The 22,722-nt window shown below is 65.8% G+C and carries 16 protein-coding genes; 13 read left to right on the top strand and 3 right to left on the bottom strand.

Annotation, left to right across the window (positions count from 1 at the left end):
• Window positions 1-44: 44 nt before the first annotated feature.
• On the bottom strand, window positions 45-1,013 hold the full coding sequence (locus U0177_RS14860; protein WP_409571425.1) for an aldo/keto reductase: 969 nt from the start codon (window positions 1,011-1,013) through the stop codon (window positions 45-47).
• Window positions 1,014-1,453: 440 nt separating this feature from the next.
• On the opposite strand from U0177_RS14860, the gene U0177_RS14855 reads away from it, so the two are divergent.
• The 10 genes from U0177_RS14855 to cas2e all read left to right on the top strand — a co-directional run bounded on the left by U0177_RS14855 (window position 1,454) and on the right by cas2e (window position 11,815).
• Entirely contained in the window at window positions 1,454-1,726 is a 273-nt protein-coding gene (locus tag U0177_RS14855; protein WP_409571429.1) for a GlsB/YeaQ/YmgE family stress response membrane protein, read from the top strand.
• Window positions 1,727-2,159: 433 nt separating this feature from the next.
• Window positions 2,160-3,149 (top strand): helix-turn-helix transcriptional regulator, encoded by a 990-nt coding sequence (locus U0177_RS14850; protein ID WP_409571424.1) that lies wholly within the window; start codon window positions 2,160-2,162, stop codon window positions 3,147-3,149.
• A complete protein-coding gene (cas3, locus tag U0177_RS14845; protein WP_409571423.1) occupies window positions 3,142-5,895 on the top strand; it encodes a CRISPR-associated helicase Cas3' in 2,754 nt (917 codons plus the stop codon). The genes U0177_RS14850 and cas3 overlap by 8 nt, the downstream gene beginning before the upstream one ends.
• Window positions 5,892-7,424 (top strand): type I-E CRISPR-associated protein Cse1/CasA, encoded by a 1,533-nt coding sequence (gene casA, locus U0177_RS14840; protein WP_409571422.1) that lies wholly within the window; start codon window positions 5,892-5,894, stop codon window positions 7,422-7,424. Before cas3 ends, casA begins: the two co-directional genes overlap by 4 nt.
• Window positions 7,417-7,992, top strand: a complete 576-nt coding sequence (casB, locus tag U0177_RS14835) for a type I-E CRISPR-associated protein Cse2/CasB (protein ID WP_409571421.1) — start codon at window positions 7,417-7,419, stop codon at window positions 7,990-7,992. Before casA ends, casB begins: the two co-directional genes overlap by 8 nt.
• Window positions 7,989-9,185, top strand: a complete 1,197-nt coding sequence (gene cas7e / locus U0177_RS14830; RefSeq protein ID WP_409571420.1) for a type I-E CRISPR-associated protein Cas7/Cse4/CasC — start codon at window positions 7,989-7,991, stop codon at window positions 9,183-9,185. The genes casB and cas7e overlap by 4 nt, the downstream gene beginning before the upstream one ends.
• Window positions 9,182-9,880, top strand: coding sequence for a type I-E CRISPR-associated protein Cas5/CasD (gene cas5e / locus U0177_RS14825; RefSeq protein WP_409571419.1), 699 nt, complete (start codon window positions 9,182-9,184; stop codon window positions 9,878-9,880). The genes cas7e and cas5e overlap by 4 nt, the downstream gene beginning before the upstream one ends.
• Window positions 9,881-9,882: 2 nt before the next feature.
• The gene (gene cas6e / locus U0177_RS14820; protein ID WP_409571418.1) at window positions 9,883-10,602 is read left to right on the top strand and encodes a type I-E CRISPR-associated protein Cas6/Cse3/CasE; all 720 of its coding nucleotides are present in this window, start codon (window positions 9,883-9,885) and stop codon (window positions 10,600-10,602) included.
• A gap of 17 nt (window positions 10,603-10,619) precedes the next feature.
• Complete coding sequence (gene cas1e, locus U0177_RS14815) at window positions 10,620-11,543, top strand: type I-E CRISPR-associated endonuclease Cas1e (protein ID WP_409571417.1); 924 nt, start codon at window positions 10,620-10,622, stop codon at window positions 11,541-11,543.
• A complete protein-coding gene (gene cas2e / locus U0177_RS14810; RefSeq protein ID WP_409571416.1) occupies window positions 11,540-11,815 on the top strand; it encodes a type I-E CRISPR-associated endoribonuclease Cas2e in 276 nt (91 codons plus the stop codon). The genes cas1e and cas2e overlap by 4 nt, the downstream gene beginning before the upstream one ends.
• 4,605 nt (window positions 11,816-16,420) lie before the next feature.
• Here the strand turns inward: cas2e and U0177_RS14805 are convergent.
• Window positions 16,421-17,155, bottom strand: coding sequence for an ester cyclase (locus U0177_RS14805; protein WP_409571415.1), 735 nt, complete (start codon window positions 17,153-17,155; stop codon window positions 16,421-16,423).
• A 77-nt stretch (window positions 17,156-17,232) separates the two neighbouring features.
• On the opposite strand from U0177_RS14805, the gene ricT reads away from it, so the two are divergent.
• Both ricT and U0177_RS14795 read left to right on the top strand, forming a co-directional pair.
• Window positions 17,233-18,546, top strand: coding sequence for a regulatory iron-sulfur-containing complex subunit RicT (ricT, locus tag U0177_RS14800; protein ID WP_409571414.1), 1,314 nt, complete (start codon window positions 17,233-17,235; stop codon window positions 18,544-18,546).
• Between the two features lie 316 nt (window positions 18,547-18,862).
• Window positions 18,863-19,321 carry a ubiquinol-cytochrome c reductase iron-sulfur subunit gene (locus tag U0177_RS14795; RefSeq protein ID WP_409571413.1) on the top strand — a complete coding sequence of 153 codons (459 nt, stop codon included), beginning with the start codon at window positions 18,863-18,865 and terminating at the stop codon, window positions 19,319-19,321.
• Between the two features lie 71 nt (window positions 19,322-19,392).
• Here the strand turns inward: U0177_RS14795 and U0177_RS14790 are convergent, their stop codons facing one another.
• Window positions 19,393-19,914, bottom strand: a complete 522-nt coding sequence (locus tag U0177_RS14790; protein WP_409571412.1) for a universal stress protein — start codon at window positions 19,912-19,914, stop codon at window positions 19,393-19,395.
• Between the two features lie 267 nt (window positions 19,915-20,181).
• On the opposite strand from U0177_RS14790, the gene mgtA reads away from it, so the two are divergent.
• The gene (mgtA, locus tag U0177_RS14785; protein WP_409571411.1) at window positions 20,182-22,719 is read left to right on the top strand and encodes a magnesium-translocating P-type ATPase; all 2,538 of its coding nucleotides are present in this window, start codon (window positions 20,182-20,184) and stop codon (window positions 22,717-22,719) included.
• Window positions 22,720-22,722: the final 3 nt, after the last annotated feature.

Below are 22,722 nucleotides of genomic sequence, written 5' to 3'. Positions count from 1 at the left end.
CGTCGTGCAACTCAATCTATATACGTGATCAAGCGAACAGCGTATTAGGGCTGCCGCCAGTCGCTGGCGGCGTCGAGCCGGGCGATCTGCTCGGGAGCAAGCGACAGATCAAGCGCGCCCAGGCTGGCTGCCAGCTGCTGCGGGCTGTTCGCGCCGACGATCGGGCTGGTGACGACCGGGCGTGCCAGCAGCCAGGCCAGCGCCACCTGCGCCGGCTCGGCCTGCAGCTCGCCGGCCAGCGCCAGCAGCGCATCGACGATCGCCCAGCCGCGGTCGTTGAAGTAGCGCTTCTGCACGCCGCCGGCACGCTCGCTCGCGGGAACATCGGCGCCGCGCCGGTACTTGCCGGTGAGGAAGCCGCCGGCCAGCGGGCTATACGGGATCACGCCGAGCCGCTGGTCGGCGCACAGATCCTGCAGCTCGCGCTCGAACTCGTCGCGGTGGGCCAGGTTGTAGTGCGGCTGCAGCGCGTCGTAGCGCGCGAGCTGCCGGCGCTCGCTCGCGCCCAGCGCCAGCGCCAGCCGCCAGGCCGGGATGTTCGAGCAGCCGATGTAGCGCACCTTGCCGGCGCGCACCAGGTCGTTCAGCGCGTCAAGCGTCTCGTCGATCGGCGTCTCGGCGTCGTACCAGTGCGTCTGGTACAGGTCGATATAGTCGGTCTGCAGGCGGCGCAGGCTGTCGTCGCAGGCGCGCAGCAGGTGCGCGCGGCTGAGCCCTTCGCCGTTGGGGCCGCCCCACATGCGGCCGCGCGCCTTGGTGGCCAGCACCACTTGGGCACGGCTGCCGCGCTCGCGCATCCAGCGGCCGATGATCTGCTCGGCGACGCCGCCGGGGTTGTTCGGCGCCCAGCTCGAGTAGACATCGGCCGTATCGACAAAATTGCCGCCGGCGTCGGCAAACGCGTCGAGCACCGCAAACGCCGCGCGCTCGTCGGCCGTCCAGCCGAACTGCATGGTGCCGAGGCACAGCGCCGATACGCGCAGGCCGGCGCGCCCTAACCGTCGATAATGCATGGTTTGCCTCTAAAATCTAATTAGGACTTACGTAGTTGGCGCGCTCAGTCTTCGGCAGAGCGGTACTATTTCTCTGTATCGTGTCCATTTTCCGCGCTGCGCGCGGAAAAACCGCACACAGAAGATGACCAAGTACCATGCTGCCGCAGGCTCAATCTCTGCCTTTAGGAAGCCGAATCACGCAAGTGCGTAACTCCTAACGTGATCAAGCGAACAGCGTCTCATTTCTGGCGGTGGCCACAGTAGTAATGCTCATGGTTTGCCCCGGCGCGGCAGCGGGGCTGCCGCGCCGGGGCCGAGGACACCATGATTAGCTCTGGTATGAGCAAAAAGCGTGCCCGGCGTAGCGTGGCACGCTTTTTGCTTTACTTGAGTACTGCATAGATGCCACGGTGCATCGATGCGAGTAAGCATCCTTTACCGTAGTGGAGGACACCATGATCAACTTCATTCTGTGGCTGCTGTTTGGCGCGCTGGTCGGCTGGTTGGCGAGCATCGTGATGCGCACCGACGCGCAGCAGGGCGCCCTGCTGAATATTGTCGTCGGCATTGTGGGCGCATTCCTCGGCGGATTCCTATTCAGCCTGCTCGGTATCGGCGGCTCGAACATCAACAACAGCGATTTCAGCCTGGGCGCGCTGCTTGTGTCGTTTATCGGCGCGGTGGTGCTGCTGGGTATTGTGAACCTGGTGCGCCGCGGCTCGGTGCGATAACCGCGCGGCTTCGTAGCACAGTGCGGGGGTGGCAGTGCCGCCCCCGCAGTTGCTTTGGTGGGGTTTGGGGGCGGCTTCGCCGCCCCCAAATTTCTTTTTCTTGTGCGGCGCCCGGCAAAGCCGGGCTCCACACAAGAAAACACAAGTAATCAAACGAAGTTGGTATAAATAGGCTTTTCAGACAGCCTCCTAGCCAGTGCGCTCTGTTTCCCAGGCAATCCGACCCGCCCCAGGCCAATGCCGCGCAAATACGACGTGCGAGCATAGACGAAAAATGCCCGCATGCACGTTTACTAAGCGGATCCCTCTGAGCCACGCATGCGCGCGCTCCACGCTCGCCGCCGCGCAGTTTCCCAGAATTCAAACACAGAAAAAAACCGCAGGTTCTGCGGCGTTGGCCTGCTACGATCGCCGCGAGATGGAGGAAGCGCCTATGAGTCAGGCTGAAAACATCTACGGAAGGCTGGACGCGATCGAGCGCCTGCTGGCCAGCGCGCCCACCGGCCGAACGACCGGCGAGCTAGCCCAGCAGTTTGGCGTCGACGCCGACACGATCCGCCGCGATCTGCTGCGCCTCGAAGACCTTGGCACTGGTCTGATCAAACACGGCCGGCGCTACCTGATCGACCATCGCCGCTCGTTTCACCGGGTAAAGCTGAGCAACGACGAGGCACTGGCGCTGTACCTGGCTGCGCGCCTGCTCTCGCGCCACAGCGACGAGCACAACCCGCACGTGGTCAGGGCGCTCGAGAAGCTAGCCGACGCGCTGAGCGCAAAGTCGCCGCTGATCGCCGGCCATATGAAGCGCGCGGCCGACGCGGTGCGCGCCCGCAAGGTGCGCCGCGAGTATGTCGCAGCGCTGGAGGCAATGACGCAGGGCTGGGCCGAGGGGCGCAAGGTGCGGCTGCGCTACCGCTCGTACACCAAGGACGAGACGACCGAGCGCGTGTTTGCGCCCTACTTCATCGAGCCGTCGGGGATCGGCTACGCCTGCTATGCGATCGGCTACGACGAGCTGCGCGGGGCGCTGCGCACGCTCAAGATCGAGCGGGTGTACGAGGCGCGGCTCACCGACGAGCGCTTTGCGGTGCCCGAGGCATTCGACCCGCAGCAGCTGCTGGCCTCGGCCTGGGGTGTGATCTGGCGCGACGAGGGCGCGATCGAGGTGACGCTGCGGTTTGCGCCCGGCGTGGTGCGCCGGGTCAAGGAGAGCACCTGGCACCCCAGCCAGCGCATCGAAGACCTGGCGGATGGCTCGTGCCTGTTCACGGTGCTGGTCGGCAGCACGATGGAGTTCAGGCCGTGGGTGCGCCAGTGGGGCAGCGCGGTCGTCGTTCTCAGCCCGGCCACCTTCCGCGAGGAGATCGCCGCCGAGGTGCGCGAGATGGCGCGGGCGTATGGGATGGAGGTGGCAGATGGCTGATCCAGTGCTACTGCTTTGGGGCAAGACCACCGACGACGAGCGCTACCATCCCGCGCTCTTCCATATGATCGACGTAGCGCTGGTGGCGCGCGCGCTGCTGACTACCAACGGATCGCGCCGCGTCCGTACTGCTATGCGCTACGCATGGGCCGGCGCCGATCTGGATCAGCTTGACGCCTGGCTACCGTTTATCATCGCGCTGCATGATATTGGCAAGATCTCCGCGCCATTCCAGCGCCAGCAGAGCACACCCGGCGCAAAGCTTCAGAACGCGCGGCTGCTGCGCGATGGGTTTGATCTTGGCACCGATGGCGACGCGCCACCGGCGCATAGCGCGGTCAGCGCCTGGTGGCTGAATGCGCAGTTAGCGGCGATCGAGCCAGGCTTACATCGTGATGCACTATATGCGATCCGCGATGCAGCAGGCGGCCACCATGGCTGGTTCGCTGGCGATCTGGAAAGTTCGGTGGGAGGCTACCTGGCGCGCCACGAGCCAGCGAGCTGGAACATCCTGCGTTCTGAAGGTTATCAGCTGTTGCGCGCGGCGCTCGGGCCAGCCACTGGCGCACTTGCTGCGATCGGGCAGCCGCGCCGGGTGCGACCGGCGACCGCAGCGCTGACGGGCCTGACCGTAATCGCCGATTGGGTCGCGTCAAATGCCTACTACTTCCGCCCAGACTGCTCCTCGTCGCTCGATCGCTATCTAGAGATCAGCGCCGGCCGGGCGCTCGACGCGCTGGCCGAGATCGGCCTGATCACTGAGCGCAAGCCTGCAGTTTATGCCGGCTTTCAAGCGACCTTCCCCGGTCGCGCCGACATACGCGATCTTCAGCTCCAGATCGACACACTCGACGCCGCCGATTTGCCGATACCAGGGCTGTTTGTCATCGAGGCGCCGACTGGGGAGGGCAAAACTGAGGCTGCATTGGCGCTGGCCCGTCGCCTGGCTGAACAGGGTGCGTCGGACGAGCTGTACTTCGGCCTGCCGACAATGGCGACTAGCAACCAGATGTTTCAGCGCCTGACCGATTTCTTCGACCGCCTATACGGCGCAGAGGGTGCGGTCAAGCTCGCGCATGGCCAGGCGGCGCTGGTCGAGCGCGAGCTGCGGCGCCTGACACGGCAGCGTGGAGCTGGCGACAGCGATCCCTCGCAGCGCACGAGCGCGGCGTGGGCCGCTAGCGACGAGCAGGTGCTGCAGTGGTTTGGGTCGAGTAAACGCGCACTGCTGGCGCCATTTGGTGCCGGCACAGTCGATCAAATCGAGCTGGCCGGGCTGAATGTGCGCCACGCGATGCTGCGGCTGTTTGGCTTGGCAGGCAAGGTCGTGATTGTCGACGAGGTGCACGCCTACGACACCTATATGAACACGATCCTGGAGCACACGCTTGGCTGGCTCGCGAGCATGGGCGCGTCGGTAATTCTGCTCTCGGCGACGCTGCCGATTGATCGCCACCAGGCGCTCGCGCGGCGCTATCTGGCTGGGCTGCGCGCCGTGCGGCTCGATCGCGTGACGGTTGCGCCAGTGTCAGCCTACCCGGCGCTGGCGATCTATGGCGCGAGCCGGGAGCTTCAGAGCGCGCCGGAAGCATTTCGCTCGCAATCACTCACGATCAGGTTTGTCGCCGATCAGGATATCGCCGCGCAGGCGCAGCGACTGATCGATCTGACCGAACATGGCGGGGCGGTGGCGCGGATCTGCAACCGGGTCGACGACGCGCAGGCGCTCTACGCCGAGCTGCGGCGGCGGAATATTCCAAACCTAACCCTGCTTCACGCCCGCTATCCGCTCGACGATCGCCAGGCGCGTGAGCGTGCGGTTGACCTGGCGGTTGGCAAAGCGACCAAGCGCGCGCCTGGCGATCGGCTGATCATAATCGGTACGCAGGTGCTGGAGCAGAGCCTGGACTACGATGTCGACGTGATGGTGGCGGATCTTTGCCCGATTGACCTCCTGCTCCAACGCGCCGGGCGGCTCCACCGCCATAATCGCCTGCGCGCTGCTGCGCACAATGCCCCAATCCTTTATGTGCAGTGCCTCGCGGGCGCCGATGGCCTGCCGAATGTGGAGCGCTGGAAGAATATCTACGTGCCGTTCGTGCTTTGGCAGACTTGGCTGGTGCTCCAGGCGCGCCAAGGCGGAGTGGGTGCCACGATCGATCTGCCGCGCGATTACCGCCCCTTGATTGAAGCGGTGTATGCGGCGCCTGACCTGCCCGCCGACCAACCTCACGCGGCCGCACTGGCCAGCGCACGCGCTGCGCTGGCAACCGCACAGGCCAAGCAGCAAGATCAGGCTCGCCAGCGCTTGACCCCCGACCCGCTCAGCCGCGACGCGATCGTTCGTGTGGATGGCATCCAATTTATCGAGGACGACGACGGCGCGCTAAGCGGCTGGCAGATCGCCAAAACCCGCTTGGGCGAGCGCGTGACGGTCATCCCGCTCTACCACCACGCCGGCGGGCTGACGCTCGACCGCGCGGGGAGTGAGCCACTCGGCACAGTGGCGAAGGACGATATCGCTGCGCAGAATCGGCTGCTGCAGCGCTCGCTGCCGATTAGCGACCCGCGCCTGGTGGCCTACTTCCGCAAAAATGACAAGTGGCCGCTGCCCGAGCTGCCACCGCTGCTCAAGCACATCCCGCCACTTATCTTTGGCCCAGATGGGCGCACCGCCCTCAGCGGCGTAGCGCTGTACCTCGACCCTGAGCTTGGGCTTGTGATCGAAAAGGAGCAGGTATCGTGACCGACTTCAATCTTTGGCGCGACCCCTGGATCAGAGCGCTCGACATTGATGGAAAGCGCGCTGAGCTTGGGATCTACGACTTGCTGGCGCGCGCCCATCGGCTGCGCGCGCTGTACGACCCCTCGCCGTTGACGGTGGCGGGCATCCATCGGCTGCTGACGGCGGTGCTGCAGGCGATCTACGACCCGTGGGATCTGGCTGAGATCGCCGATGTGCTTGAGGCCGGCCAGCTCGACCGCGCGAAGCTCGACGTATTTGGCGCGCAGCACGGCGCCCGCTTTGGGCTGTTCGATCCAGTCGCGCCGTTCATGCAGACCAGCGACGCGCCGGCGGTGCTCGACAAATCGACGAAGAAAACCGTCGCCTACCTGATGGCCGAAGTGCCATCGGGCACGAATCGCACGCACTTCCAGCATGTGAACGACGCCGAGCACCAGCTGTGCCCAGCCTGCTGTGCGCGAGCGCTGGTTACTATCCCCGCGTTTGCCTCATCGGGCGGCGCGGGCATTAAGCCTTCGATCAACGGCGTCCCGCCGATCTATCTGCTGCCGATCGGCAGCACGCTCGCACAGACGCTGGCACTCGCGCTCACAACCCCTGGCTTTCAGCCGAAGATCGCCGCTGGTGATCGCGCCACCGTAGCGGCTTGGAGTGGCGCAACAACCGTTTCGAAAAATGCTGAGACGGATGCGGTGGGGTATCTCGAAAGTTTGACGTTCCCAGCGCGTCGGATGCGCCTCCAGGCGGTTGAGCGCTCTGCGCGCTGTACGCGCTGCGGTACGCCTACTGACACGTGGGTGAGCGATATTCTGTATGAGATGGGCCTGAGCAGGCGCAAAGGATCCGAGCTGTGGAGAGATCCGTTCGCAGCCTACTATATCGCGGCCAGCAGCAAGGAGATCACGTCGATTAAGCCAAGAGAAGGTCGCTCGCTCTGGCGCGAGTACGGCGCGCTATTTCTTTCCGATCACAGCCTACGGCCGCCAATCCTATCCCAGCTGAGCGGAATGGTCGATGACAGTCTGCTGCCCGCTGATCAACTGCTCCGCTTTCGCTGTATTGGCCTGCGAACGGATGGGAAGGCGAAGAACTTTGAGTGGTTCGACGATGCGCTGGAGGTTCCGCCCGCTCTGCTGCGCGATCAGGCTGGCGCTGAGTTGATCCGCGAGATGCTGGCGCGCTCCGAGGAATGCGGCAAGACGCTCGGGGGGCTATTTACCAAACACCTGCGCCCAAATGGCGGTGAGCGAACCTGGTTCAACACGCTGCGCGACCGCATGCAGGCCGACTACTGGGCCCGGCTGGCGCAGCCGTTTCACGAGCTTGTCGGCAAGGTCTCGCCGGCGAGCGATTACCCGGCGCTCGCGCGCGGCTGGGCTGAGCTGACACTCACAACAGCTGAGCAGGCCGCTCTGAAGGCGCTCGATCAAGTTGGCGATCAGTCTGATCTGCTGCGCCGGCGCGTGCTGGCCGAGCATTGGCTACGAAGCGAGCTGAACAAACGACGAAAGGAGTGGACGAATGACTGAACAACGCCCCGACGCCGCAGCTATCGCCGGATTTCTGGCGCGGCTGGGGCGCCTCGACCCCGGCGGGCTGGCCCAACTGCGGCGCGCGGCCGGCCAATCGCTGGCAGAGGCGCGCGGCGGCTACAGCGTCTTTTTTACGCTGCTGCCAACTGCGATTGAGCGCCCGCGCGAGCAGGAGCGCTACTTTCTGGTCGCCACGCTCTACGCGCTGACTACGCGCGGCGGCGAGCACGCCCGCCAGCGCGACGGCGTATCCCTCGGCAGCGCGCTCGGCCGGGTGCGCCAGGCCCAGCTAGCGGCGACTGGCCAGCGCCCTGATGCGCGCATCAGCCTGGATCGGCGCTTCGCCGCGCTGTGCGATGCCGACGCCGAGCAGCTGCCGTTTCGCCTACGCCAGATTGTACGCCTGCTACACGCCCAGGGTCAGGTGCTCGACTGGGAACGCCTGCTGCGCGACCTGGCCGCCTGGGAACACGCTGATCACTATGTCCAGCGCCGCTGGATGCGCGAGTATTACATTGGCAAGCCCGATGCACAATCGACAGTAACCAAGGAGCAAACACCATGACCCTGATTGCGATTCACCTGCTTCAGAACCACGCCCCATCGAACCTTAACCGCGACGACAATGGCGACCCGAAGGACGCTATTTTCGGCGGCGTGCGCCGCGCGCGCATCTCCAGCCAGGCGCTTAAGCGCAGCATTCGCCGCTCCGGCACCTTTCACGATCATTTTGCACAGGCGCAGCTGCTTGGCGAGCGCACTCAGCTGCTCCCCGAGTGGGTGCGCAGCGAGCTTGAGCATCGCCAAGTCGACGCTGATGTGCGCGACGCGATCCTGTACCACGCCGCGCGCTTTGGCAAGGCCGATAAGAGCCAGGCGGCTGCCGATGACGCCACCGACGACACCAAGACCCGCGGCAAGGGCGGGCGCGGCAAGGGCGAGAAAGGCGCTGAAGGCGAGGCCGAGCGACTGAAGACCAAGCAGCTGATGTTCCTGAGCGCGCGAGAAGTATCCGAGCTGACCGATCAAATGCTTGAGGTTTGCCGCGAGCTTGGGCCGGCCGCGTTCATGGCGCTGGAGACCGAGAAAGAGCTGCTAAACAAGCGCCTCAAGAAGCTGAATCCGCACGCCGTCGACGTTGCAATGTTCGGGCGCATGACCACCTCCAGCCCGTTCAAGGATATCGACGCGGCGGTGCAGGTTTCCCACGCCTTCTCGACCCACCGCGTTGATCAGGAGTTCGACTACTACACGGCGGTGGACGATCGGTCGGGCGAGGTTGGCGCCGGCTTTATCGGCGATGTGGCGTTCAACAGCGCGACCTACTACAAATACATCAACATCCACTGGCAAGGGTTGCTGGCCAACCTGCACGGCGAGCGCGATGTGGCCAAGCAGGCGGTCGCCGCGCTGCTGCGCGCGGCGATGACGGCCATCCCCAGCGGCAAGCAGAATACTTTCGCGGCCCACAACCTGCCCGACTTCGCGCTGATCGAGGTGATCCAGCAGAACATTCCGGTCAGCTACGCCAATGCGTTCCTGCGCCCGGTGCGCGCCGGCGAGGATGAGTCGCTGATGGATCGCTCGATCGCCGCGCTGACCGCGTACGCCGGCCCGCTACCCGAGCGCTTTGATCTCGATGTCGAGCGCGCGGTGTTTCCAGCACCGGCCGACCTGCCCAAAGCTGACGTGTGCGGCTCGGTCAGCGCGCTGGCCGAATGGGTCGCCGCGCGTCTGCCGCAGGATCCGGCACTATGAACACGCTGCTGCTGCGGCTCGAAGGCCCACTGCAAGCCTGGGGGCTGCGCGCCCGCTGGGAGGAGCGCGACAGCGCCTTTGAGCCGACGAAATCGGGCGTGGTGGGCCTGCTGGGCTGCGCGCTGGGCCTGCGCCGCGATAGCGACCGGCTGCGCTCGATCTCCGATGCGCTTGAGATGGGTGTGCGAGTTGACCGGCCAGGCGACTTGCTGATCGACTACCACACTACCGGCGGCGCGAAGATGCTCGATGGAGAGCCCGAGGGCATGCTGAACGCTGAGGGCAAGCCGAAGCGTGAGACCGATGTGTCCAAGCGCACCTACCTGATGGATGCCTCGTTTCTGGTCGCGCTGCGCGGGCCGGATACACTGGTGGCCGAGCTGGCGGCCGCGCTGCACAACCCGATCTGGCCGATGTTTCTAGGCCGCAAGGCCTGCGTGCCGACCTGCCCGGTGCTGGTGGGGGTCGCACAGTACGATACAGTGCGCGATGCGCTGCTGGCTCAGCCGCTGCCCGAGCGGGCCGATCGGCGCAGCGTCCGGCTGATGCTGGAAGCGTCGATCGGCGAGGGCGTGCCACGCAACGACGCCATCGGCGTGCCAGCGCGGCGGCTATTCTGGCCGCGCGCGGCGCGTGAAGAGTACTGGACACCGCCCGATTACGCGAGCAATACAATAAACACTCTGGAGGGATAAGGATGCTCTACCTATCTCGCCTAATCCTTAATACACGGCAGCGCGCCGTCCAGCGTGACCTAGCCGACTGCAATCGGCTACACGCGCGGATCATGGCTGCGCTGCCCGGCGCGCCAGATCGCACAACAGCGCGCGAGCACTTCGGCGTGCTCTACCGGCTTGAGCCGCTGGATGGCCCAGAGCACATGCGGCTGCTTGTTCAGTCAAATCACCTACCCGATTGGTCGAACCTGCCGGCGGGCTATCTCACGCCTTCAATCGACGAGCGCGGCAACCCGGCTGTGCGCTCAATTGAGGACGAGATCGGGCGAATACGCCAGGGCATGCGCTTGCGTTTCAGGCTGCGGGCGAACCCAACCAAGCGGGTCAGCGAGCGCAATACCGAGCAAGATGCGCGCTGGCATGGCAAGCGGATCGAGCTGCGGCGCGAGGCCGATCAGCTCGCGTGGCTAGAGCGCAAGGCGCACGAGTGCGGCTTTGTGTTGCTGGGGGTGCAGCTGGCCGGCGCCGATCTGCCCGATCTTCGCATCACCGAGACGCCAAAGCAGCACGGGCAGCGCGATAACCAGCGGCTCAGCTTTGGCGTTGCTCTGTTTGAAGGCCAGCTTACCGTTGTCGACACGGCACATTTCCACCAAGCGCTACGCGCCGGGGTTGGCAGTGCCAAAGCCTATGGCTTTGGCTTGCTCTCGGTAGCGCTGCTTTCGGGAGGTGCATCGTGAGCGGCAAGAACCTGCGCATGCTGCCAAAAACACGCGATAGCTGGACATACCTGTATGCCGAGCGCTGCCGGATCGACCAGGATGAGAAAGCGATTGCGCTGCAGGATCTGAAAGGCAAAACCGCAGTGCCGTGCGCCTCGCTCACCATGCTGATGCTTGGGCCGGGCACCACGATCACGCACGCCGCAGTCAAAACACTGGCCGAGAACGGCTGCACCATCCTGTGGACTGGCGAGGGCGGCGTGCGGCTCTATGCACAAGGCTTGGGCGAAACCCGCTCTGCGCGCCGGCTGTTGCGCCAGGCGCGCTTGTGCACCAGCCCTGCGCTGCGGCTCAAGGTGGTGCGGCGCATGTACGAGCAGCGCTTTCCCGGCCCGCTCGACCAGGCGCTGACACTACAGCAGATTTGTGGCAAAGAGGGCGTCCGAGTGCGCGAAGCTTACGCACGCGCAAGCCGCGAGACAGGGGTGGCGTGGGGCGGGCGCGAGTACCAGCGCGACGACTGGAAATCGGCCGACCCAATCAACCGCGCGCTCTCGGCGGCGAACAGCTGCCTGTATGGCGTCTGCCACGCCGCTATTCTATCGGCCGGCTACTCGCCGGGCCTGGGCTTTGTGCATACAGGCAAGCAGCTATCGTTTGTCTACGATATCGCCGATCTGTACAAGGCCGAGATCACCATCCCGGCTGCGTTCCAGGCGGTTAAAGATGGCGAGGAGGGAATGGAGGGGCGTGTGCGGCGTGCGCTGCGCGACCGCTTTAAGCACGAGCGCCTGCTGGCGCGCGTGGTCGATGATATCGATGCCGTGCTGGATATTGGCGAGGCGCCCGAGGATAGTGCCTTTGACGAAGATGCTGCCGCACCAGGCGCGCTGTGGGATCCCGAGCTTGGGGGCGTGGCCGGTGGGGCGAACTACGGCGATGGGAGTGACGAACCATGACCGTGATCTTCCTCGAGCGTGTGCCGGTTAGCTTGCGCGGCGAACTCTCGCGCTGGATGCTTGAGGTGCAGGCGGGAGTGTTTGTTGGGACGCTCAGTGCGCTCGTGCGCGACCTGCTGTGGGAGCATGTATGCGATCATATGCGCGCAGGTGCCGGCGCGCTGATCTACCAGAGCAATAGCGAGCAGGGATTCGAGATGCGCTTCTGTGGAAAAACAAGCCGGAGCTTGCGAGACTTCGACGGCTTGCAGCTGATCCAGATCCCACTGTGATGCGGAACTGGTCAGTATTGTCCCCACGGGCGTGGGGGTGAACCGTGTTGGGAGACGGAAGAGGGGCGGAAGCTGATATTGTCCCCACGGGCGTGGGGGTGAACCGTGGAACGGGGTTTCCGTCGAGCGCCTGGGCAAATTGTCCCCACGGGCGTGGGGGTGAACCGAGCTGGCGCACCTGCATGGCCACTGGGAGCCGATTGTCCCCACGGGCGTGGGGGTGAACCGATCGACACGCTCATCCTCGGCACGCCGGCCCTATTGTCCCCACGGGCGTGGGGGTGAACCGCAGCAGTCGGGCGTGGTGGTGTTCCCCAACGGATTGTCCCCACGGGCGTGGGGGTGAACCGAGGTAGCAGCGCCGGCTGGTTCGGCGCCGAAGATTGTCCCCACGGGCGTGGGGGTGAACCGCTCTATATTCTCCTGGGCTGATTTGCTGCTATATTGTCCCCACGGGCGTGGGAGTGAACCGAATTATTGCAAGAAGAGACTGAGATATTAGTAATTGTCCCCACGGGCGTGGGGGTGAACCGTTGCGTACTTTGTGCGCAGGGTATGAGTGATTGTCCCCACGGGCGTGGGGTGAACCGTGTTTCGCTTGTCGTAGGCTTCAAACTTATGTATTGTCCCCACGGGCGTGGAGGGAGTGAACCGCAGTGATGGTTTTCGTTATTCACAGGCAAACATTGTCCCCACGGGCGTGGGAGTGAACCGAAATGAGTATATTCATAAAGCAATTGCTTAAAATTGTCCCCACGGGCGTGAGGGGTGAACCGAGCGCAGCGCTGGCCAGCTCGGCACCTGGTCATTGTCCCCACGGGCGTGGGGGTGAACCGTGGTGTTAAGCCCGATGCGTTTTGCTATTGGCATTGTCCCCACGGGCGTGGGGGTGAACCGGTCACGCGCGCCTCGGGCGAGGTCGACGAGCGATTGTCCCCACGGGCGTGGGGGTGAACCCCCAGCGCCAGGCCCAGGCGCGCGCAATCTTCAATTGTCCCCACAGGCGTGGGGTCGAACCGCAGCGCCGCCTGTGCTTTCGAATATTCCGCCCAATTGTCCCCACGGGCGTGGGGAGTGAACCGCAGGCCAGGTCGGCATCCTGGCGGCGCAGGGTCATTGTCCCCACGGGCGTGGGGGTGAACCGACAATGCAAACATACATCGCTAGTGCAACGGGATTGTCCCCACGGGCGTGGGGGTGAACCGACCAGCCCGATCGGCGCGATCACGATCAGCTATTGTCCCCACGGGCGTGAGGTGAACCGGAAGATAAGGCCAGCCGCTGGCGGATGTTCGAATTGTCCCCACGGGCGTGGGGGTGAACCGCGCGCCCCGTGCGGCTGTACGGTGTACCCAGCATTGTCCCCACGGGCGTGGGGGTGAACCGAAATCTCACGAACACCATAATCTGGGCGTCGGGCATTGTCCCCACGGGCGTGGGGGTGAACCGGCTTGCAACTTCTTCGCTCTTTCGTCGTTTATATTGTCCCCACGGGCGTGGGGGTGAACCGGGCGCGGCGCCCGCCGACACGCAGCTGCTCACATTGTCCCCACGGGCGTGGGGAGTGAGCCGGGCGGGTGAGCTGGCGCGTGGTCGTGCCTGTATTGTCCCCACGGGCGTGGGGGTGAGCCGCGCTGCCAGCGGCGCCACGAACGGGTTACAGGATTGTCCCCACGGGCGTGGGGGTGAACCGCATTCGTACCCGAGCGGGTCGGCCGCGAGCGTATTGTCCCCACGGGCGTGGGGGTGAACCGGGCCGCTAGGCGAAATCGCGCGGCTTGTCGGCATTGTCCCCACGGGCGTGGGGGTGAACCGGTGTCGAGAAACGCGCCCAACCGGCTGGTGAAATTGTCCCCACGGGCGTGGGGGTGAACCGATTGGCGTGGCCCGCCGCCACCCCGCGCGGCATTGTCCCCACGGGCGTGGGGGTGAACCGCAAGCACAGTATAACGGGGTTTTCTTTATTAATTGTCCCCACGGGCGTGAGGGTGAACCGTAACGATCTAAAATTGCTAGTTCTGGCTAGGTATTGTCCCCACAGGACGTGGGGGTGAACCGTAACATGATTATGCGTGCCGGTGAGAGTTATAATTGTCCCCACGGGCGTGGGGGTGAACCAGGAATCACGACACCCACCGCCCGAGCGTGGCCATTGTCCCCACGGGCGTGGGGGTGAACCGCAAACTGACGCGGCAGCACTGGCCGACGCGCTATTGTCCCCACGGGCGTGGGGGTGAACCGGGCACTCGGGTCGAGGACTGGCTGGATGTTGAATTGTCCCCACGGGCGTGGGGGTGAACCGTGGTCACGATGGATATGTGGCGTCCCTATCGGATTGTCCCCACGGGCGTGGGGGTGAACCGTCACCGCGCCGATCGATACCGCGCTCAAGGGCATTGTCCCCACGGGCGTGGGGGTGAACCAGGGTTCTATAATCATGAAAGAGCGCATCGCACATTGTCCCCCACAGCGTGGGGGTGAACCGAAGCCGCGAATGCTATCAAACAGGCGCATAGCATTGTCCCCACGGGCGTGGGGGTGAACCGTATCGCTAAACGAGAACACGCCGATCTTTCCCATTGTCCCCACGGGCGTGGGGGTGAACCGGCGGCCAAAGCCGAGCGCGATGCGGCCAAAGCATTGTCCCCACGGGCGTGGGGGTGAACCGTATGGCCTGCTGCCGCGCATCAACGGCGGGGAATTGTCCCCACGGGCGTGGGGGTGAACCGTAGGAGAACGCATATGCCTGCCCCGAGCGCGGATTGTCCCCACGGGCGTGGGGGTGAACCGCACCATGCGATGCATTTGCAGCACGCCTATAAATTGTCCCCACGGGCGTGGGGGTGAACCGGGCGGCGCGCCTCAACGACCGCGAGCGCGCCATTGTCCCCACGGGCGTGGGGGTGAACCGCAACCGTGTGTGTGGATACTCGGGTGCAACTCATTGTCCCCACGGGCGTGGGGGTGAACCGCTCCCAACCTGAGCTAGTCGCTCCCCCGATGATTGTCCCCACGGGCGTGGGGGTGAACCGGCTCCGACGGGGCAAAAGGCATTATGGGAGGCATTGTCCCCACGGGCGTGGGGGTGAACCGAGATCGGGCACAGCATCGGATACACCGCGAGATTGTCCCCACGGGCGTGGGGGTGAACCGAAAGTGAACGCCGCCGACAAATCCATTTTGCCATTGTCCCCACGGGCGTGGGGGTGAACCGAAGCCCCCGCATGCCGCCCGCCTCAACCCGCGATTGTCCCCACGGGCGTGGGGGTGAACCGGCGATCGCCGTGCACATAGGCGACGATCCACGATTGTCCCCACGGGCGTGGGGGTGAACCGCGCCTGGGCCTGGCAGCAAATCGGATCGGGCAATTGTCCCCACGGGCGTGGGGGTGAACCGTGGCACCCCGATCTGATCGACCTGATCAAGTAATTGTCCCCACGGGCGTGGGGGTGAACCGGCGGCGACGCTGGCCGCCACCGCGAGCGCAGGATTGTCCCCACGGGCGTGGGGGTGAACCGCGATGCTGCGCGAGGCGTTCCGGCTGTTTGTGCATTGTCCCCACGGGCGTGGGGGTGAACCGTTTTCTGAGGGGGCGGGCAAGGTGCTCGCCATATTGTCCCCACGGGCGTGGGGGTGAACCTGCGACGAAATGTGCCGCCGTCGCACCCGGCGTTCGGTCGGGTGAGGGTCGTAACAAGAACATGGGGGATGCATCTGGGATGCAGCGCAAAGCTGCGCCCCACCGCAGCCAGGCTACGGAATGTACCACCACGTCCCAGCGGATGCGCAGGGCACGCAGGTTTGCCGGTGCTTCGTCCGCATACCCCCACATCCGCGCAGCGTCGCGCTGAGCGCGCGCGACAATGGCCAGGCCCACCAGTGCGTGCCGCACGTGCGTGCGTTCCTCTCGCGCAGGCGCGAGAATCTTTTGGCGCGAGCGCGCTACGTTTCGGTGCGAGCGCGCTGTGCTTCGGCGCGAGCGCGCTACGTTTCGGCGCGAGCCTGCTACGCTTCAGCGCGAATGTGAGAACCTTTCGGCACAGGTGCGCGATCGACTTGCGCGGGTGCGCGATCGACTTGCGCGGGTGCGCGATCGACTTGCGCGGGTGCGCGATCGACTTGCGCGGGTGCGCGATTGACTTGCGCGAATGTGAGAACCTTTCGGCACAGGTGTGCGATCGACTTGCGCGGGTGCGCGATCGACCTGCCTGGGTGCGCGATCGACTTGCGCGAATGTGAGAACCTTTCGGCACAGGCGCGCGATCGACTTGCGCGAATGTAAGAACCTTTCGGCACAGGCGCGCGATCGACTTGCGCTGGTACGCGATCGACTTGCGCGGGTGCGCGATCGACTTGCGCGGGTGCGCGATCGACTTGCGCGGGTGCGCGATCGACTTGCCTGGGTGCGCGATCGACTTGCCTGGGCGCGCGATCGACTTGCCTGGGCGCGCGATCGACTTGCGCGGGTGCGCGATCGATCGCGTCCGTGCAACCATGCAATCAGCGATATGCAACGAACGGACGCAACCGATCGCGTCCGTTCGTTGTACCGACCTTTGATGCTGCAGGTGCGGGGCTTTTCGCTCGCTTCAGGAGTACGGCACCTAGGCGCCGACTTGCTCTGGAGTCGGGATAGCGCCAAGCTGCTGCAGCAGAGTCAGCATATCAAAGTTAAACCACGACTCGGCGATCTTGTCCTCCACGAAACGCGCCACGTTGACGCCGGTCACATGCACCAGCTTGCCTGTCGGCGGCATGCCCATCACCGGCCCGGTGTTCGTGGCGCTGGCCACCCAGCGGCTTGCCACCGTATCGCCTTCGGCGATCTGTGCCTCGACGACGATATGCCAATCCCGAAAGCCGCCGCCGAAAACCTGCGCGACCATTTTCAGCCCCTCCGGCCCATCAGGCCAGCCGCTAGGCGGCGCGTGCGGGTCGTGGATCATGTGATTGGCCGCGAAGATCTCGTCGGCAACCGCCAGGCGCCCCTCGGCGATGATCTCGGTGAACCAGCGGCGCGCCGTTGCTTTGTGCTGCTCCTGCTGTTCGCCTGCCGGCGTCCCGCGCAGCGCCGCGGCTTCGGTCGCCGAGTCGTCGTGGAAGTCGAACCGCACCACCTTGCCATCGCGGAGCTTCCACACCATCGCCCAATCGGTATCGTAGGCAATGCCGGTTGTCTTGACGCGGAAGCGGTAGTGGCCGAGCACCACCACGGTATCGTCCTGCGCGAAGAATTCCCGTGGCTCGAACATCAGCACATCCACAGCGCTTACCAACCCCTGGAAGAATGCCCCCGCTCCGTCACGGCCGATGAACGCCGGGCACAGTGGCAAATACAAACGCCGCCTATTAATGCTATAATGCCGCCTACGCCCTCGCGGCGTGTGCCGATAGATCGACCCTACGGAGCGGCTGTATGCCTATTGTCGTCGGAATTCGCTTTAAAGACTCAGGTAAGACATATTTCTTCGACCCGCGCGAGATCGAGCAGCTGGCCCCCGGCGACCATGTGATCGTCGAGACGGTGCGCGGCCTGGAGCTGGCCAAGATCACCAAAGAGCCACACGCCGTCGGCGAGAGCGATATTGTCGGCGAATTAAAGCCGGTGGTGCGCCGCGCCGAGGACGCCGACTTCGAGCGCATGCGCCTGCTGGGCGAGCGCCACACCGAAGTGCTGGCGCGCTGCGCCGAAAAGGTGCAAGAGCATAACCTGCCCATGCGCCTGGTGAAAGCCGAGTACAGCTTCGACGGCTCGCGGCTGACGTTTTACTTCACATCGGAAAAGCGCGTCGACTTCCGCCTGCTCGTGCGCGACCTGGCGCGCACCTTCAAGACGCGCATCGAGCTGCGGCAGATCGGCCCGCGCGACGAGGCCAAACTGCTGGGCGGCATTGGCCCATGCGGCCGGCTGCTGTGCTGCGCCACCTTCCTGCCCGACTACGCGCGCGTGTCGATCAAGATGGCCAAAGACCAGGATCTGCCGCTCAACCCTACCAAGATCAGCGGCGTATGCGGCCGGCTGCTCTGCTGCCTCTCGTACGAGCACGACCAGTACCTGCTGATCAAGGCCGAGCTGCCGCGCAAGGGCAGCTGGGTGCAGACGCCCGACGGCCCTGGCGAGGTGGTGACGGTGAATGTCGTGCGCGAGACGGTGATTGTCGAGCTGGCCGGCAGTGGAGTCCACGAGGAATTCCGGCCCGACCAGCTCTCGGACGCCGGCCAGCGCGTGGCCCAGGTGGCGCGCAGCCGCGCCGAGGAAGGCATCACCCCGCGCCCGAGCGCCCCGCCGCCGCGCCGCGAGCCCAAGCATAGCGGCGAGCGCCGCCTGCTGCGCGACGAAGTTATGGATCCCGATATTCTCGACGCGCTGGCGATGCTCGAGGAAGGCGGCGAAGATCGCCAGGCCGCGCGCTCAGCCGAGCGCCAGCCCGCGCCGCGCCCGAGCGCCCCGCCGCCCGAGCGCCAGCCCGCGCCGCGCCCGAGCGCCCCGCCGCCCGAGCCGCGCACCGAGGCGCCCGAGATGCCGCCGCGCCCGGCTATGCCCCGGCGTATGCCCGGCCCGCCCGATCGGCGCCTGCCGCCGCGTGGCCCCGAGCCGTCGCGTGGCCCCGAGACGCCGCGCGCCGAGGGCGGGCCACCCGCCGAGCCGGCCGCGCGGCCCGAGCCGCAGCGCCCAAACGACTCGCGCGCGCAGCGCCAGCGCCGCCGCCGTGGCAAGCGCGACAAATAGAGTGCGCGAGCGGCTGTGCCGCTTGCACTCGCCCTTTTCAGCAGGTGCTAAAGGCAATATCTTTCAAATACGCTGAGCATAGGCGTTTGCCACAAAGACACAAAGTCTCGAAGGCGCGCTGCTGCCGCATATTGTGCCTTTGTGGCTATTTCGGCGGTTCCTGATTCTGTAGAGGTGTGCGTTTTTCCGCGCGGGCGGACGCACACAACGATGGCTGAGTACCATGCTGCCGCAGGCAAAAGCGCCCGATTGAGGGAGCCGGACAAGGCAACCGCGTAAGCCCGAATGTATTGGTGCTACAAGGAGCAGGCTTTCTATGTCGATCTCGGTTCCGCTTCGGCGCACGCGCAGCAACCTCCTGCTGTTCGCGCTGCTCACGGTCATCCTGGCGACGATCTTCGCGGTGGCATTTGTGACGCACGCCGCGCTGACGCGGGGCCGCGAGCCGAACTGGCAGCCGCTCGGCCCGGCCGCAACCCTGCAGGGCCAGGCGCCACAGCGCTTCGAGCTTGATGGCCAGGTGGTATACCTGCTGAGCAGCGGCGGCGCGCCGCTCGCGCTGAACGCGCGCGACCCATACCGCGCCTGCGTGGTGACGTGGGCCGACGCCGAGCAGCGCTTCGTCGACCCGTGCTACGGCTCGCGCTACCGCGCCGACGGCAGCTACGTCTCGGGGCCATCGCCGCGCGGCCTCGATCGCTTCGAGGCGCGCGTCAACGCCGGCACCGTCGAGGTCAACCTGAACCAGGCCGCCGCCGGGCCGGCGCGGCCGTAGCCCGGCAACACCAGCACACACAAGCGCGCCGGCCCGCAGGCCGGCGCGCTCGGTTGGTATCGCCGCGCCGCTCAGTTCTCCACAGCCTTAAACGGCCGCAGCATGAGCACCGGAATGTCGACCCGGCGCAGCACGCGCTCGGCGACGCTGCCCATCAGCAGCTGCCGTAGGCCACTGCGGCCGTGCGTGGCCATTGCTATCGCGTCGGCGCGGTGCTGCTCGGCCGCCGCCGCGATCTCTTCGGCCGGGATGCCGAAGCGCACCTCCACCGCCACCTCAAAGCCCGCCGCCTCGAGCAGGTGCCGATCTTCGAGCAGCTCCTGCTCGAACAGCGAGCGCTCGCTCTGCTCGATCTGATCGGCGTAGATCGGGTGCTGAGTATACTCGATATCCCAGGCACTATCGAACATTGGCCTCATCCACGAGAGCGACATCATCCGCGGCGGCGCGCCGATGATGCTCGCAGCCGGCTCGGCCACGCGCAGCAGAATGATCGCGTAATCGCGAGGGCTGTACAGGCGGCTCACCTGCGGCACGATCCGCCGGCTGAAATCCGAGCCGTCGATTGGAACAATCATTGTTCGCTTGGGCATCACATACCTCCATTGCTTGCAGCGTGATATCCCGAATACAGCATAGCAGATCGGCAACGCGCGCGCGTTACGCCCCCTTCACGCTCGGTGGTGATCTCGACGACATAGCACCGACGATGCCAAACCGCTACCTGGCGGTAGCGTTCCTTTTCACGCGGGCGCGCCCGGCGGTGTATGCTAGAGGCAGCACGAGCCCCGCAGCGCGTGCCGGTGTCGCAGCGGCTGGCCGCTACACGGCGGCGAGCGGCCAGCAGGCAGGGCAGGCCGATGAATCAGGAGCAGCCATTCTGGAGCAAGCCGATCGAGCAGGCGCTGGCCGATGTGCGCAGCAGCCCGGCCGGGCTGAGCGCGGCCGAGGCCGAGGCGCGGCTGCGCGACTGCGGGCCGAACGCGATCGACAGCCAGCGCCGCGCCGGCGCGCTGCTGCTCTTCCTCGCGCAGCTCCGAAGCCCGCTGGTGCTGATCCTGGTGTTCGCCGCCGCGATCTCGGCGTTTGTGCACGAATGGCTCGACGCCGCGATCATCATCGCGATCGTGCTGGGCAGCGCGGCCCTGAGCTTTGTGCAGGAGTATCGCGCTGGCGCCGCCGTCGCGCGCCTGCACGATCGCGTGACGGTGAAGGCCAGCGTGCTGCGCGACGGCAAGGCCCAAAGCCTGCCGGCGCGCGCGATCGTGCCAGGCGACATCGTGCTGCTGGCGGCCGGCAGCCTCGTGCCCGCCGATGGGCTGCTCGTCGAAGCGAACAGCTGCTTCGTCAACCAGGCCGTGCTCACCGGCGAGTCGCTGCCGGTGGAAAAGCAGCCGGGCCTGGCCGCGCCCGGCGCGCCGCTGACCGAGCGCGACAACTGCCTGTTCCAGGGAACCTCGGTGCGCAGCGGCACGGCGCGCATGCTGGTGGTGAACACGGGGCCGCGCACGCTGTTCGGCGCAATCGCACGCCGGCTCGAGCTGCGCCCGCCCGAAACCGAGTTCGAGCGCGGGATCCACCGCTTCGGCGCCATGCTGACGCAGATCATGCTGGCGCTCGTGCTGGTGGTGTTCGCGATCAACGTGTTTGCCGCCAAGCCGGCGATCGACTCGCTGCTGTTCGCCATCGCGCTGGCGGTGGGCATCTCGCCCGAGCTGCTGCCGGCGATCATCAGCATAACCCTCGCGCACGGCGCGCAGACAATGGCGGCGCGCGGCGTGATCGTGCGGCGGCTCAACGCGATCGAGAACTTCGGCAGCATGGACGTGCTCTGCACCGACAAGACCGGCACGCTGACGGTGGGCGTCGTGCGGCTGGAAGCCGCCGTCGACCCGGCCGGCCAGCCGGCCGCCCCGGTGCTGCGCGCCGCGCTGGCGAATGCCAGCTTGCAGAACAGCCTGGGCAGCCCGCTCGACGATGCGATCGCCGCCTATACCCAGGCGCACGGCTGCGCGGCCGGCGAGCTCGAGAAGCTTGGCGAGATCCCCTACGATTTCACGCGCAAGCGCGTGAGCGTGATCGCGCGCGGCGCAGGCGAGCCGCCCGAGCTGATCGCCAAGGGCGCGCTGGCCCAGCTGCTGGCGGTGTGCGAGCACGTGAGCGCGGGCGGCGGCAGCGCGCCGCTGGACGCAGCGCAGCGCCAGCAGATCGAGGCGCGCTTCGCCGAATGGAGCGCGAGCGGCCTGCGCGTGCTGGGCGTGGCCACGCGGCAGATCGCGCCGCGCCCACGCTACTGCGCCGCCGACGAGGCCGGGCTGACACTGCTGGGCTTTCTGCTCTTCGCCGACCCGCCCAAGCCCGGCGTGGCCCAGGCGGTGAGCGACCTGGCGCGGCTGGGCGTGCAGCTGAAGATCATCAGCGGCGACAACCAGCGCGTCTCGCGCCACGTAGCTGCGGCGGTTGGCCTGCCGGCCGAGAGTGTGCTCACCGGCGCCGAGCTGAACGCCATGCCCGACGAGGCGCTGTGGCAGCGCGCCGAGCACACCAGCCTGTTCGTCGACGTCGACCCAAACCAGAAAGAGCGGATCATCCTGGCGCTGCGCAAGACCGGCCACGTGGTGGGCTACATGGGCGACGGCATCAACGATGCCCCGGCGCTGCACGCCGCCGACGTGGGCATCTCGGTCGACACGGCGGTAGACGTGGCCAAAGACGCCGCCGACTTCGTGCTGCTGGAGCAGAACCTCGACGTACTGCGCCAGGGCATCGAAGAAGGCCGCAGAACATTTGCAAACACGCTCAAGTACGTGTTCACCACCACAAGCGCGAACTTCGGCAATATGTTCAGCATGGCCGGCGCATCGCTGTTTCTGCCGTTTTTACCGCTGCTGGCCAAGCAGATCCTGCTCAACAACTTTCTCTCCGATCTGCCGGGAACCGCAATCGCCAGCGACAACGTCGACCGCGAGTGGATCGAGCGGCCGCAGCGCTGGGACATCCCGTTCATCCGCAGATTTATGGTGGTGTTCGGGCTGCTCAGCTCGCTGTTCGACTACCTGACCTTTGGCGCGCTGCTGCTGCTCGCCCACGGCGACGCCGTGCTGTTCCGCACCGGCTGGTTTGTCGAGTCGCTGCTGACCGAGCTGGTGATCGCGCTGGTGGTGCGCACGCGCCAGCTATGTTTTCGCAGCCGGCCCGGCCGGTTGCTGGCGACCTCGACGGCGCTGGTGCTGATAGTGACGCTCGCGCTGCCCTACCTGCCGACCGACCGGCTGCTTGGGTTTACGCCGCTGCCGCCGGCGCTGATGGCGCTGGTGCTGGCGATCACCGGGCTGTACGTGGCGGCGGCCGAGGTCGCCAAGCGCGTCTTCTACGCGTCGATACGCGAAAGGAGCTAGGCC

The organism is Kouleothrix sp. (assembly GCF_046328425.1).
GTDB lineage: Bacteria > Chloroflexota > Chloroflexia > Chloroflexales > Roseiflexaceae > Kouleothrix.
Note: the sequence above shows the minus strand (reverse complement) of the source record. Positions and strands in the feature narration are given on the sequence as shown.